Source organism: Clavibacter sp., assembly GCF_014802555.1.
GTDB lineage: Bacteria > Actinomycetota > Actinomycetes > Actinomycetales > Microbacteriaceae > Clavibacter > Clavibacter sepedonicus.
Genome location: NZ_JAAVCB010000078.1, coordinates 1 through 14309 on the forward strand (window position 1 = coordinate 1; position 14309 = coordinate 14309).

Annotated in this window: 21 protein-coding genes; 19 read left to right on the top strand and 2 right to left on the bottom strand. The window is 41.6% G+C overall.

Features of this window, described 5'->3' with window-relative positions:
- Nucleotides 1-224: 224 nt before the first annotated feature.
- Nucleotides 225-425: a hypothetical protein gene (locus HDR73_RS08675; RefSeq protein ID WP_287136306.1), complete on the bottom strand. Its 201-nt coding sequence runs from the start codon at nt 423-425 to the stop codon at nt 225-227.
- A 2019-nt stretch (nt 426-2444) separates the two neighbouring features.
- Entirely contained in the window at nt 2445-3062 is a 618-nt protein-coding gene (locus HDR73_RS08680; RefSeq protein ID WP_287136307.1) for a hypothetical protein, read from the bottom strand.
- Between the two features lie 2064 nt (nt 3063-5126).
- Here HDR73_RS08680 and HDR73_RS08685 point away from each other — a divergent pair.
- The 19 genes from HDR73_RS08685 to HDR73_RS08775 all read left to right on the top strand — a co-directional run bounded on the left by HDR73_RS08685 (nt 5127) and on the right by HDR73_RS08775 (nt 13512).
- Nucleotides 5127-5468, top strand: a complete 342-nt coding sequence (locus tag HDR73_RS08685; protein ID WP_287136308.1) for a hypothetical protein — start codon at nt 5127-5129, stop codon at nt 5466-5468.
- 46 nt (nt 5469-5514) lie between these two features.
- Entirely contained in the window at nt 5515-5745 is a 231-nt protein-coding gene (locus HDR73_RS08690; RefSeq protein ID WP_287136309.1) for a hypothetical protein, read from the top strand.
- A 156-nt stretch (nt 5746-5901) separates the two neighbouring features.
- Nucleotides 5902-6159, top strand: coding sequence for a hypothetical protein (locus HDR73_RS08695; RefSeq protein WP_287136310.1), 258 nt, complete (start codon nt 5902-5904; stop codon nt 6157-6159).
- Nucleotides 6160-6228: 69 nt separating this feature from the next.
- A complete protein-coding gene (locus HDR73_RS08700) occupies nt 6229-6633 on the top strand; it encodes a hypothetical protein (RefSeq protein ID WP_287136311.1) in 405 nt (134 codons plus the stop codon).
- 55 nt (nt 6634-6688) lie between these two features.
- Nucleotides 6689-6919 (top strand): hypothetical protein, encoded by a 231-nt coding sequence (locus HDR73_RS08705; protein ID WP_287136312.1) that lies wholly within the window; start codon nt 6689-6691, stop codon nt 6917-6919.
- 60 nt (nt 6920-6979) lie between these two features.
- Nucleotides 6980-7360, top strand: coding sequence for a hypothetical protein (locus HDR73_RS08710; RefSeq protein ID WP_287136313.1), 381 nt, complete (start codon nt 6980-6982; stop codon nt 7358-7360).
- A 336-nt stretch (nt 7361-7696) separates the two neighbouring features.
- The gene (locus tag HDR73_RS08715; protein WP_287136314.1) at nt 7697-8011 is read left to right on the top strand and encodes a hypothetical protein; all 315 of its coding nucleotides are present in this window, start codon (nt 7697-7699) and stop codon (nt 8009-8011) included.
- A 360-nt stretch (nt 8012-8371) separates the two neighbouring features.
- Nucleotides 8372-8593 (top strand): hypothetical protein, encoded by a 222-nt coding sequence (locus HDR73_RS08720; RefSeq protein WP_287136315.1) that lies wholly within the window; start codon nt 8372-8374, stop codon nt 8591-8593.
- A 445-nt stretch (nt 8594-9038) separates the two neighbouring features.
- Complete coding sequence (locus HDR73_RS08725; RefSeq protein ID WP_287136316.1) at nt 9039-9449, top strand: hypothetical protein; 411 nt, start codon at nt 9039-9041, stop codon at nt 9447-9449.
- A 51-nt stretch (nt 9450-9500) separates the two neighbouring features.
- Nucleotides 9501-9749 carry a hypothetical protein gene (locus HDR73_RS08730; RefSeq protein ID WP_287136317.1) on the top strand — a complete coding sequence of 83 codons (249 nt, stop codon included), beginning with the start codon at nt 9501-9503 and terminating at the stop codon, nt 9747-9749.
- 41 nt (nt 9750-9790) lie between these two features.
- A complete protein-coding gene (locus HDR73_RS08735; protein ID WP_287136318.1) occupies nt 9791-10084 on the top strand; it encodes a hypothetical protein in 294 nt (97 codons plus the stop codon).
- Nucleotides 10085-10133: 49 nt separating this feature from the next.
- Entirely contained in the window at nt 10134-10292 is a 159-nt protein-coding gene (locus HDR73_RS08740; RefSeq protein ID WP_287136319.1) for a hypothetical protein, read from the top strand.
- A 70-nt stretch (nt 10293-10362) separates the two neighbouring features.
- Nucleotides 10363-10641: a hypothetical protein gene (locus HDR73_RS08745; RefSeq protein WP_287136320.1), complete on the top strand. Its 279-nt coding sequence runs from the start codon at nt 10363-10365 to the stop codon at nt 10639-10641.
- 220 nt (nt 10642-10861) lie between these two features.
- The gene (locus HDR73_RS08750; protein ID WP_287136321.1) at nt 10862-11077 is read left to right on the top strand and encodes a hypothetical protein; all 216 of its coding nucleotides are present in this window, start codon (nt 10862-10864) and stop codon (nt 11075-11077) included.
- A 47-nt stretch (nt 11078-11124) separates the two neighbouring features.
- Entirely contained in the window at nt 11125-11373 is a 249-nt protein-coding gene (locus tag HDR73_RS08755; protein WP_287136322.1) for a hypothetical protein, read from the top strand.
- 60 nt (nt 11374-11433) lie between these two features.
- Nucleotides 11434-12105: a DUF1281 family ferredoxin-like fold protein gene (locus HDR73_RS08760; RefSeq protein WP_287136323.1), complete on the top strand. Its 672-nt coding sequence runs from the start codon at nt 11434-11436 to the stop codon at nt 12103-12105.
- 441 nt (nt 12106-12546) lie between these two features.
- A complete protein-coding gene (locus HDR73_RS08765; protein WP_287136324.1) occupies nt 12547-12798 on the top strand; it encodes a hypothetical protein in 252 nt (83 codons plus the stop codon).
- 50 nt (nt 12799-12848) lie between these two features.
- On the top strand, nt 12849-13199 hold the full coding sequence (locus tag HDR73_RS08770; protein ID WP_287136325.1) for a hypothetical protein: 351 nt from the start codon (nt 12849-12851) through the stop codon (nt 13197-13199).
- Between the two features lie 37 nt (nt 13200-13236).
- Complete coding sequence (locus HDR73_RS08775; protein WP_287136326.1) at nt 13237-13512, top strand: hypothetical protein; 276 nt, start codon at nt 13237-13239, stop codon at nt 13510-13512.
- Nucleotides 13513-14309: the final 797 nt, after the last annotated feature.

The following is a 14309-nucleotide window of genomic DNA, read 5'->3' on the forward strand; positions in this document are numbered from 1 at the left end:
CAGGCTGAAAGTAGCCATATCCCTCTCTATCTACATTGAGAAATCTATCGCAACAATGATAGATGCTACGGTAAATTTCATTTTGTTTGCCGAGCATTATAGCGCGTCTTGCTTCGTTGTGTGGAGTGATGTCAAGAATTTTCATTGTCATTACTTTTTCGTTCAAAAAGATCTATACCGAAAATAGCGATAAGCAAATCAACCTCTGCGTATTTCTTTGCCATTTAGTCTGTATAGGTAATTTTACGATTATACATCGCCTTTATCTTCTCTTTCTCCTCATCGGTCAGGCGGTCAGAGAGGGGTTGCTGCATCAGCCATGAAGCACCATCCGTAAAGGCATCAAACATAGTAACATCGTAATCATCACTATCTGTGTATGTACTGTAATCTATGACTGCTTCTTTTAGTTTATCTGCGTCCATGTTATTTCGTGTTTAGGGTGTAGCCGTTATCAGTCAAGGTTCTCACGATTCTTACACACGCCTCTATCGGGTCAGGTGCTTCGGAATAATATGCGGTCGCGTCTAACTCCAAATCATAATAACTTATACACCAACGATAACATTCTTCTTCGTTGGGATAAGCCTTTAACATCATATCAAAGTCTATCCCATCTTTTTTTATTTCCATAGGCAAAAGTGCGAGCAACGCAGATAGCGACCACGCAGGGGTTGCACACTTAGGTATTTTGCCTAAGCCTCTGACTTGCACGGATAGCGCATTGTCATAAAGCAGCATATCCGCCGTATTCGGGTCAACACCACACGCGAGTAGACGCTTGGATTGGTCGGGGTTAGTGGCTATTTGATGTTTCATTTGTCGTTGAGTTTGTCGGTTAGGGATTGGGAGTAGCGGAAGATACATCCTAAGTTCCCACAAAGTTGAAATAACCAGCAGTTATCAGTATTGCCTTTGTTGAAATGACATCCCTCACAACTGCCACTTAACTTAGCCTCGTACACCTTGCCCGCTAACACTATCGCATTGAGTTTTTCCATATTCTCGCAGTCTTATTGTGGGGTGTTAGAGCGATGCAAGCAGTTCCTCTTTGGTGGAAAATAACTGATGTTCGTAGAACCACGGCGCAGAACCACCATATCCGCGATATTTGATGCTACTCGTTATCTTTGCGCCATAGTAGTCAGTCGGTACAAGTCCTGTCGTAATCTGAATATCCCAGATATTAAAAGAATATGGCTTGTTGTCTTGCATTATCCAGACCTCTTCATTGAGGTTGAATTTTGTCTCTATTGTCATTTTCGCTGATATTAATGTTTGCGCGGATGAAATCCGCGCAAAAACAAAGATCCCCCGAAAGACGCCACCACGCATTCTAACGGAGGATTTAAAAATATCTTCTCAATGAACCTTAGAGGTGGTGGTTAAGATTCATAGTGCAAAGTTACGACATTTTGTTGTAAGTTCCAAATTTAAAAGGAAAAATCTTTGGGAATATGTTGCAGAGCATGATTGACCCCCGAAATTTCGCTTATTTTGATAAAAAGAAAAAATAAAAGAATGAACTTAATATATATATTATCTTTCAAATTAAAAAGAAAAATTATATGAGAATATATATATAAAGAAATATATTATAATAAATTATAATATACAAAGAAAGAAGCACTGCCAAAAAAACAAGCACCATCAGGACTGCAAACATCAGAACAGAATCAGAAACAATACAATGATTCTTGATGACTGTTTGCCATGTCCGATACTACATATATTGTGCCAATGCCTCAAAATCGCTCAGAAATGCCCCAAAAATCGACTCTGTTGTAAAAATGGATAAACTATATCATTAAGCATTAAAGAATCCTCAAATGGGTCTTAAAATCGCTTGAAGAAAAAGAAAGCCCTCTATCTTCTCAGACAAAGGGTTCACAACATCGATTAATCAACGAGAACTTATATCAATATACATGATTTGAGTACAAAGGTAGTGGTTTTATTTGAATTGAAAAAATAAAAAAAAATAAAAAAAATTCGAGATGAGGTAGGGGTCGGGGTTGTGTTCTGTATCGGGGGGGGGGTATCCAATCCCCTATATACGGCTGTATTGCACTATATCGTATATAAATCGAACGTTTTACACACAAAATAACATCGCGATATTAAAAAACTCAAAATTAGGCTTATTTAAGCGTATAAATTTGCTTGAGTATATAAATATATATCTTTATATAATTGCGCCCTCAAATGATACCTCAAAATAAGCGACAACGATAATATTTGTATTGTTTTTGTTGTAATGCAATATGTAAAACAATTTTTTCGGCAATTGCAAGCACTATTACTATATCATCACCACACCACACCACACCACACCACACCACCGCAATATATAGAGATGTTTATTAGTGGAGATGTTTATACACACAAAAAAAGAGCCTGCATTAATTGCAGACTCTAATGTTTTAAGATATATATCTAACTTATTACGCTAATGAAATTGCGGTTGCAATTGCTTTTTTTAATTCCGCTGATTCTGCTTTCACAAGTGCTGAATTAAGCAACGTAATTATATCGGTATTTTTCAACGTTTCTTCGGTTTGTTTTTTCGCCTTCTCCTCTTTAGTTTTTTGTGCCTTCTCCTTGCGCTCCTCCTTTGCTTTTTCGGGGTTGTAATCTATTGTATTGTTATTTTCATCGTAATATTTACCAGACTCTACAGTTATTTGTTTAACACCGTTATAATATCCGGTTACTGCTTCGCGGAGCGCTAATAATTGCGGTAATGCCTCGTATGTATACACACCTTTTGCAACTTTAATTTTTTTGCCTGCTTGAGGTTTACCTTCGGCATCTACAATTTTAACCTCCCATAATTGTATGTATCTTTTTAAACCAGCCGATATTGCAACTTTTGCGCTTGTATCATCATTGCAGTCTGCAAAGATAACATTTGCGAAGTCTGCTACATTGCTATTATTTCGCACTTCCCACAACGCGCGGATAATTGCGCGGGTTGATGTTGCTTCGCTTGCAATTACATTTACTACATTTTCGATTTTTTGATCTTTGCTTACTTCTGCATTTTTAACAATTGTAGTCATGATTTTAATTTTTTTGTTATGTGTTATATTTGATTTTCTGAGCGCAAAGTTAATACATGTTTTTTAATTTTGCAAATATTTTAGTATATTTTTTTCAAAAATTTTTCATTTTTATTATAATATATTAATTTTCAACTATTTATAGCAATAAATATCTCTTGCATAAGTATATCATCATTTATTGTAAATTTTTAATCGTTGCATTACATTGATTTTTAGATAGTTATAAATAAAATGAAATTATTTTTAAATTTTTTGTGTAAAATATTTGGGCATTTTGAAATCATGTATTAACTTTGCAATCGCAATCGGGACGGAAGCCCCGCCGAAATAGGGAAAATATCAAAGTTAACGCAGAGATACCTATAGAGGAGGAGCGGAACCCCGAAAAGCAAAAGCGTACAATGATAATAATGGAAGGTTAGCAATTAACCGAGGCGCTCGGAGATGCTTACAATATCATTAACCCGAAGGCAATACGGAGGGAGCGGGTATTGCGGAGTCCGAGGCAGCGAGTGGATCGACTCGCAAAATTGCATCTATTTCAGGTAATGAGTACACCACTTAAAAAGGATAGTACCTTTACTGGGCGAGTTACGCCCTTTCCTGAACTGAAATAGATTAACTCAGGCGCGGATAAACTGCGTTAACGGATTGAACTATGTAATAATAGAAGCCATATAGCAACTTTGGATTAATTGCGAGATAATAACTCGCTGTCAATTTTTGCCGTGATTGAACCCGATCGGCTCGGGGGAACTGGATTATTACAATATAGTGAGATAGCAGGAGCGAATTTGTAAACGTTTTAGGGCGTGAACTATATTTGCGTTAGCACTGCAACATAATTGAGTTTAGCAGGAGCGAGCCGGTTTGACCGATTCGCGTTAATACTGCAATTGGTTTTTATCCGCTTGCATACCGGTGAAAGTATGCACTTCGGGCGGTTTGTCGGTTAGCCGATAGACCGCTTTCTATTTGGCTCGATTGGATAAAGTGCGTTTAGACGTACCGAGGAGGAGGTGTAACTGTATAGATACACCTTTGTTCGATTCCCTCCCGAGTCACATTTATTCACCAATTAAATAACTGAACTATGAAAGCAAAAAAATTCGTTTTTGATCTCGACTCAAAAGTAGCTATCTATGTGCCCACAACAAATAATGCTGTGGAGGAGTGCGACAATTCTGAGATGGTAAAACGTGTGCTAACTACATTGTCAAAACTCTTCGGGGGGGCAACTGCAACCGATGCAGTTGGCGGATGGGTTAGCACAGAGCATGGATTAATAACAGAGCGAGTAACTATTGTGTACTCATTCTGTAAGTCGGAGGCGTTCGCGTCAAATATAGACGCTATCCTCGAACTATGCGAGACAATAAAAAGCGAGATGAATCAGGAAGCCGTAACTTTGGAGTATAACGGACAAGTGAAATTCATCTAAAAAAACTCGACCGAGCGAGTATAAACAGGCATTAGGCTCGGTGCGTTCCTCCTGCATCCTTTGAGGGTGTGGGGAGGAGGTTGTATTAACCAATTAACAGAATAACTATGAACTACGATTATGAAACTGCCTTAACCGAGGCAATGGAGCGCGTAATGAATAAAATCAATAGAAAACTTGACAATATGTCAAACTGGTTTATCCATGATTATTTATTCTTTCATTCTAACATTCCCTATGAGGAGGTTAGAGCGATGGAGTATCGTGCTTTCGGGTGTATCGGGTGGCATTAACACGTCTAAGCGTGTCTAAATAGGGTTTAGGCTTAGAGCGTCCCGAGGGTGTACCTCGGGGGTACCAATTAACTACAAAAATTCATATTATGAGTAAAGAAATTATCGAACTGATTGATAAGAAGTGTGTAATTGTAGCCGAGGGTGTAGTAGATGCCTTCTATATGCAAGTTATGCAGATGGGATTGCCGATTAATGCCGGAGCCGTTTTAGAGGATGGCGGGCGAGTGTTCTACCTGAATTAATCAGTTTATCGGGGTAATATAGGAACTTTGGAGGGTATCGTACACCCTACCCCGAGCAAATAACCAATTAAACGAAACTACAATGACTAAGAAAGAACTTGATGGGGTGGCTTACGCTATCCACACAACCAAAAAGAAAAAGGGCGCAAACAAGGGCTACAAATATACCTATACAAAGGTGTGGTCTGGAGCCATGACGCGCAAGGAGTATCTAATCAAGTTTGCCGAGATAGACCCGCGTGGATGTGGTCTATTCTTATGCAATATTGAGCATCGGGATTTTACCGAAGACCGATATTGGGATATTCCGGACTATCGGGATGAGGCTATCAGGGGGTATCGGGAGCGCATCAAGGCTATCCGTATGCAGTATGGATTGAGCAAGAGCGACGTGGCTCGCTTTATGAGGGTGGGGCAGGACTGACCTCCTCCCCATTCACCAATATTAACCAATTTAAAAAAGATTCAATATGAAAAAGTACATTGTAAGAATCCATACCGAGGAGATGAAAGGGCGCGTGGACGAGGTAAGCACAATTGACTGCACCGACCACGATAACGCCGAGTATGTGGTGGATGAATACCTCTCCATGCTATTCAAGCAGGAGGATGTAACGGACTACCACGACACCTATGATGACAAGTGGATAGTGGAGTACTTTCCCAAGATGCGCGAGACGATAACAATCGAGGAGGCGTAATCTATCGGGCGGCATGGAGTGGAATCCGTGCCGCTCACTATTTAACCATTTTGAGGAGGTCTGCCGATAAGGTCTGACCTCCTGCCATGCGCATATCGCGTATGATAACCAAAATTAATTTCTATTATGTTACCAAATGACCCTGAGAAGCTGAAGGTGGCTTCTCCCGTCCGGGATAGCAAGAGCATCCCCGACCGCCCCGAACCGAATCTGCCGAGCGACAGGTCGCTCATCACACTGCTCATTGTGGTGCAGGTGCTGATGGGCATGGCTTGCATCATCGGCGGTTTCATCATGGCAGCCAAATCTCGTGACGATGGAGCCGTGGTGTTCATCTGCGGTGTGTTAGCCAGTGTGTTCATGTTCACTCTGGCGGTCGTAACGGCGGCTTGCAAGAAGATTCTTGACAAATAGGAATCTATGGCTAACGGAGGGTGGGGCGAGAGTCCTACCCTCTTCTAAACCAATTAAATGTAACTTGATATGACTGAATTTAACGACTTCTGCAAAGAGCAGATAAAGAACGAGCTGCCCGAATGGGTGGGATGTGAGGTGTATATGTGCGACCTCGGTCAGGAACTGACGCAAAGGATGAACTGCGACGGCACATTCACTTACAGTCGCAAAGATGCTATGGACTACCTCCGCGAATGGTGGAATGACGCTTCCGACTATTGGGAGTATGAGAAGTTCAGCTTCGGCGAGCACTTCCACAATCCTTTTGACAATCCCGAAGCATACACCGTTTGCATGGTGATTGAGGGCGTGAGAAGCCTAATGAGCCAATGCACCGAGGTGGACGAGAATTGGAACGACCGAGTTGAGCTAACGCAAGAGATGTGCGATTCTATCTTAGAGCAGATTGAATCACTTGAAGTTAAGTGGTGACTGACGGAGGCTTACCCACGGGCGAGCCTCCAACCAATAACCAAAAAGAATAATTATGTTAGACGAAACAAAGATTGAAGAGATGCAGAGCCATCTCTCGCACTTGATTGACAAATTGAGTGCAATCTCCTCGAATGCCGAAATTATCAATCTTATTGCAGGCGATGTTTACAGAGAGACGAGGCAAGGTAAAGTGGTCGTAGGCAAATTAAAGGGTAATATAGACGAAGGTATAACCCAATCCTACGACATCATCAATCAGATGCGCAAAATGCTCACAGAATGACAACCGGAGGCTTACCCGTGGGTAAGCCTCCAACAATGTTTAACCAATTTTGGAATAATTATGACTGAATTAGAATTGTTCAGGGAGGCGTTTTATGAACTTCCCAATTGCGAGCAACTGAGCCTCTATTTCATGTATCAACGCGATATTGTGGAAGATGGCGAAGAATGGCACGACTTCGATGAAGATTTTTTTGAAGTCTATTTCTCGAACCCAATGGAAGCGGTACGTGCATGGCATTTCGGCGGTGATAATTCATGGAATGATGATTATATCAAATTCAACGCCTATGGCAATCTCGAAACTGCATGTGAATACGAAGTCTTAGATGAGGCACGCCAAGAACTTGACAACATCTTTGAACACCCTGAAATATGGAAACCGTATATCGGGGAACTTGACGACGATGAATCAGATGACGACGAAGATGAGAATTACTAAAAACCGAGGGTTGCAGTGAGAGTGCGACCCTCTTCCAATACTAAAAATTAAAACAATTATGAAGAGATTCACGCAAAAAGAGTTAAAGAGATTTGTAGCCCTTGGAGTGGCTACTGATGTGACTAACGCGAGCAGTCGCAATGACATTCCCGAACACTACACGCAAATAGGATGGTCGCAGGGTGTCTATGGATGCAACGGAATGTTGTTGCAAGGAGAATCGGGTCAATTGTACGCCGTATGCGGAAGAACGTCTGCAATCTACATATTCTGACCCTCTCAGGCGGTTGGCACTGACCGACCGCCTACTAACCTTAACCAATTAAATTAATCATTATGACATTTGACAAAGAAATCAACAACGACAATGTTATCAGAATCTCTGTGGATTATTCACGTGGAGACTACGGTGGCAAGCGCGGGATCTTCGTACGCTTTGACAATCTTGAACTCATCCACCGAGGCGACTATGTAATCGAACGCGGATACCCCTATGATGGGATGAATGTCTTTTGCGAAGCGTTGAAGAGAGCCAACACAAAGACCCTCAAAAGATGGTGCGATACTGTAAACAGCATCAAAGAAAAACTCTTTGAACTGTGGCAACTCGGCGACCGCGATGCGATTGTGAGCGAACTTTCAGTCCTCTGACTTAGGGCGGTTGCTTCGGTAACCGCCTACTACAACCAATTAAATTTCAAGTTATGAACCTAAGACGATTGAAAGAAAACGACTGCATAGTGAAACGCTATGCAAAGAAAGTCAAGACGTACTACAAGCATACTTGGGGCGAGTTCTTTTACTATGGCATGGCATACTTTGCCGATAAGGAATGTAAAGGGCGATGTGTGATTGACCCACACCACACAATCCGCAAGAGTCAGGCAAAAGTGCTTGAATGTGCTATCGTATGGTGTGAGGTTGTGCCGGGTGTGATAGAGCGGCATGAGACCTACTAACAAATGTGGCGGCGCCGGCTGCCACATACCAAACCAAATAAACCATTCAACTATGAAGAAAATCATTTTAGGCGTTATTCTCGCCTTTCTTTCAGCGATAAGTGCAATTGTATCATTCGCACTCTTTATCGCGCTAAATGAGCCTATAATGGCTATTGTAGCGGTACTCTTCGGATTCTTTGCATTGCTCTTCGCGTCGTATGCGATTGAGGATACAAAGTTAGCGGATAAATTAGGCAACTTATTTGCAGGGGAGGAGGTTAACAATGAGTGACGCATGTGTGCTTATCGGGGATAGTGTTATTTACTTTCCCGAACTTGAACCATACGATGACATTCTTATGCCGTATGAATCTTTGAGAGGTCTTGAATAATCAAGGCCTCTCCCCAATATACCAAACCAATAAATCGGAATCAACTATGAGTGAACTATTTTCAGCGGTGACTCCCGAGATGTATGAGGATGCACTGACTTATTCATCGTATATAATGGATAAGTCGGACATAACCGAAGATGAACTATGGATGCACCTCGGGCATGTTATAGAGCAGGCGCGACGTGAATACAGACGACGTTTTGTTGATTGGTTCGCACCGCGCCACGTTGAACAAGCGAAAAGAGAGTTGGCCGAGTCAATTGTAGCCGACCTCTCGGAGGTGGATTAAGTTTCACCTCTCCCTAATAACCAATTAACTATATTATGAAAGAGTATATGAATATGGACGAATTGAAGTCCGACATCCGCGAGATATTCGCTGAAAAGATTTCAGAAGTCGAGGATGACCCTTATTTCGTGTTCACAGTATGGTCTGACAATGATATTGTTGAAGAACATATTGAATGGCTCGCAAATGACCTTAACAAGTCAATGAAGAAATATCTTCACATGAGTGACACGCATATTGCAGGGAACTTTAAAAATATTCGCTACGACTACAAAGGTGACTTTGCTGATATGGTAAAGCGTCTTGATGAGGGTGCGCAAGATGAGCAGACCAACGCCGATCGAGATTTCTTACTGTCGTGGTTCTGGGATGCATTCGGAACGTTCGGAATCAGTTACAACTTCGCTACTGAATTGGACGAATCAATATATGTAGCCGAGCAAGAGGAAATGGCAATCGCCTAACAAAGTGGTGACAAAATGTCACCACTTGCTAATAACCAAAATTAAATCATTATGAAATATACCATTTACATTATTGACGATACTTATGCTGAGGATGCTCGCTACTATGAGGAACTTGACTATTTTAAAGAGCAAGAAGATTACTCTCGTGAGGTATTTCAAACCGAGGCTGAGGCAGATGCTTACGTCTCGGCTTTATATCGTGGTATGGATGAACGCTCACCTGCTGGATTTGCGGTGCTTCGCTCTTGGTATAAAGAGGATGAGCCATATATAAATGCTCTACTAACGGAGGAGTGAATATCTCACCCTCTACACATTAACTAATAAACAACATCAATATGACAATAGAGCAAATCATTGAGGGATTTAAACACAATCCCGAACAGACAAGGATGCTTATGTTCAAAGATGCCTTTGATGAAGCGTATAGATTAATTAATGGTGCAGATTTTGACCTCAAATCGTGTGAGTTTGATTTAAATGTCATCAATTACAGCCATTTTTGTGAGACCCTCGGATGGCCGGACTTCCAAGACGGAGGAGTTTTTGAACAAGTTATTGAAGAGGCTTGCATGGTCGTATGCCACATGATGGGATTTAAGGCATCATACGTCATAGGTAGAGCAGAATGATAAAAGCGGTCTTTTATTAGACCGCTCACTAAACCAAAACTTAAATATTATGAGAATTAAAGTAAACATCAACAATCCCAAAGAGGAAAGGGATATGGAATCCTTTCAACTGTGGATTGAAAAACATGCCGATGGCGTGAAAGACTTCTTCATGGCGGGCGCACCGCATCGTGAAGGACTTGTATTTCAGTTTATATTTCGGATGTGATTACGAGATACTGATGTGAAACGCAGGGCAAACTCCTCGCCCTGCCCCACTAACTAAAAAACTATCAATTATGCTATACACAATCACAAACGAACAAATATCTAACTTGATAGACCGCTACCTCGGATATGATGGTATGGTTTATAAGATAGAGGGAACACTGAACGACAACTACATTCTCAACGCTGAGGGTAAGAAGACTGTAATCATCAAGGAACTCTATTTGAATGATTGGGCTTCATGCAACGTGATAAGGCGTTACAACAAATGCCCTAAGAAGTATGAGAAAGTCATGGACTTGTTGCTTATGGGGCAAAATGAGAAAGCCGAGAAGTTGTTTTTCAGTTGACTAAGGCGAGGCATCTCTCCGCCTCGCACTAACCAATACCAACAACCATGAAAGAAGATGTAATCAAAAGAGCCTTAAGAGTGGCTATAAAATGCGCCCCTTGTCGGGACAATGAGTTCATATCATTACTCACTGACTTATGTGGCGGGATTGACGAGTATCGCGAATATATGGGGTACAAGTGAGGCTAACGCCTCGCACCAACCAAATCAATATAGTTATGAACCTAAAGGAACAAATCTTAATTTCGATTCAGACCCTTGAACTTGCAGGGATTCACTATCGCTCGGATTGCGAAAAGGTAAAATCTATTTTACTGCATCTCTATGGTAGAAGATTTTTAGCACCATTCTTAGGGCTGAAAGAAGATGCGGGATTGAATGAAGTGATGGCAAAGTTGCATGATTACATCTATTGGGAAGAATGGCGTGACTAAACAGAGGGCGTTTAATACGCCCTCTACTAAACCAAATCAATGAAGTTATGAGATACAGAATACAAATCAAAGAGCAAATCAAGCACTACATCATCCGTGCAAACGCGCTTGACGCTATCGGCGTATGGAACGATGAGGTTGAAGAAGCCTATTGGAAACTCAAAGAGGAGTTATTTGAATCCAACCGCCTTTGGGAATTGGAGAATCCACGTTTCTATTGGGCGCAAGAAATGAAAGATGACCTATTCAAGTTGCATCTCATCCTTGAAACCGTATGGCACAAGCAATTCGCCTAAGAGTGAGGGATGTCCGTCAGCCCTCCGCAATAACCAAAAACAAACTAAAACTTAATTATTATGCCAAATCATGTACAGAACCGTGTCGAAATCATCGGCACAGAAGAAATAGTAAACGAAGTACTTGAATTTATCAAGGGTGAAGAGGATGCGTTTGACTTCAACAACGTAATTTCGCGGCCTGATGAACTTGACATAACAAGTTCATCTGAGGGTAATGATGGGATGAAGTATCTTGTGGGTGTCAACGAAAGAGGAATAGGCTATCAAAACTCCGAACACTACAAGTATATGGAGAAAATGAAAGCCGAAAATCCCGAACGCTTCGAGAAGTGCATCTCACTCGGCAAGAATTATCTCAACAACATCGTGAATCATGGCTATATCACATGGTACGAATGGTCTATTGACAAATGGGGTACAAAGTGGAACGCCTATGAGGTTGAACAACACGAAAATGTCGTTGAGTTTCAGACCGCATGGAGTGCGCCTCACCCCGTAATAGAGGCGCTTGCTGAGAGATTCCCTGACGTGAAATTCATCCATAAATGGGCTGACGAGGCCACCGCATATAACTGTGGGGAACGCGGCTACGAGGATGGAAAGTTGTTTGAATATCTCCCCGATGAGGGTTCAAGAGAAGCCTATGACCTTGCGTTTGAGTTGCGTCCTTACCTGAAAGATGACTACGAACTTGTGGATGGCGAGTACCGCTACAAAGACGAGGACTAATGAACGGTGGTCGTTTAATAGCGACCACTGACTAAACCAAAAACGAATCAATATGGAGTTAAAAACAACATCTGAGATTATGAGCGAACTCGTAGACGTTTGCTCAAAGAAGTGGTCTGACAAGAACAAGTGCTACTTGTGCGAGTGTGATTCAAATTGGATTACCAATATGTTTCTTGACTACTCTAACAACTACATTAAACGTCAGACTTTTATTGACGAGGAAGTTCTGCCTCTTATAGCATGGCGGAACACGCATGAGCATTGGCAATATAGCAAAGGCGTAGAAAACTTGCTCAATCTGTATCAGTCTATTGGAGTGTGCAACCCGTATATGCTATCCCACGAGCGCATCGGAGAAATCTGTATCAAGATTCTCAAAGGCGAGTTCTGACCCACGGAGGTATCTCTCCACCTCCGGCAAACCAAAAACTTAAAGATATGAAAATAACAAGCGAAGAATCAATGATGTTAGGTAATATCATCAGTTGCGCAGGACAAGAGCATTACGATGGTAAGCGTAAAATATCCGAGATGATAGATGCGGAGATTAAGGAAACGTGGAAGTCAATGCGCTCCGTAATGGCAAAAGATGACTATGATGCAGAAAGTGAAGAATGGATGGTGACGAAACTGCAAAAGTGCGCCACTCTTAGAAAATGGAAAGACATCTTTGAAGAAGCGTATCTTTGAAGAAATGGAGGGTTAAATAACCCTCTTCTAAACCAATAAACTACACAACTATGACAGAACAACTGAAACAGATAATCGAAGAGATTGCAAACGACAACGATTGGAGCGTATCATTCGGAGAACAAGACGGTCAGGAGAATATCGAGTTTGAGGGATATACGCCCGCCGGACAAGACTTAATCGTCAATATCTGGGATAAGGAATTTGAATCCCTATCCGATGTTGAAGATGCGCTTTGGCACTATGCTGAGGACTTCGATGAATGCGAGGAAACTTATATATATCTTGATGAATCGGGTCATGGCAAGAATGGCGCACCTTATCACATGGGCGATGTGCTTGAAGATATGGTAAATGCAAAGCAGATGATATATGACCTATCGGATGCAATGAAAGACTAAGAGGGCATTGCCCTCTGCAAACCAACTATACATAATTATGGATAAGACAAAGATAAAAGAGAAATGCGCTCTGATAGAGCAAGCTCTGAATGACGGCAAGACACCGCAAGAGATAGCGGAGATATTCAATGCAAGCGGACATATCGAAGGACGCACGAGTTGCGATTATGAGTATGAAGAATATGTCGTAGACTTTGAGGAAGGCTTCGGCATTACATTCTGGCAACTTGATGGAGGGGATTGGCATTGGGAGAATGAAGATGAGATATGGCTTCACGAATCCGAAGAGTTTGCACATTGGAAATCCCTCTAAGGGTGGACGGCATAGCCGACCACTTGCAAATAACCAACTAAATACTACAACTATGAACATAGAACTAATGATGTTGCAGGTCTTGGACGACCCGACAGGGGTGAGACTCATCGTGGAAACTAAGTACCCCGACTTTCAAGAAATGAATCCCAATGGCAACGCATACTTTATGATTGACCACGGAGATTGCGGTATGTCAAACAACAAAGAATCCGAAGTCGTATATGACCATTGGAAAGTATCTGATTCAATCGGGCAGACAAAGAATTTCAACTCAAGTATAAAACTTATAGAGTTCCTTGATTCAATTGAGGAACTTATCACAAATGCGTGGGTAGAATCGTTCTAATAAGCGTAGGCTCACTTTTGAGTTGAGCCTACCGCAATCAATATTAATATTAACTTTAAAACTATTTAATTATGGCAACACTTTTGTATGTACTCGTAGTACTTGTGTTTGGAGCCAAGGCTCTAAATGAGATATGCGGTGGGGGGAAAAAGTAACTTCGGAAGGCTTACTCTCCGAGCCTTTCACGTTAATTTGTTATGTGTTAGCACAACGGAATCCGTGAGGACGATGGAGTGAGGGAGGTTAGGCAACTAACCTCCTGCTATTAACCAAATAATAAGATTATGGAAGTATATTATCACAAGACAGATGGTGGTGCTGAATATCTCAGCACTAATTATGTGGAATGCCCTAACGGACACCGCGAGGGTACTACTCCGTTTTTTGCCCGCATTGACAGCGGAGTAATTCAATTATTCCCAGCAACGGTTAGAGAACTCGGCTTCGA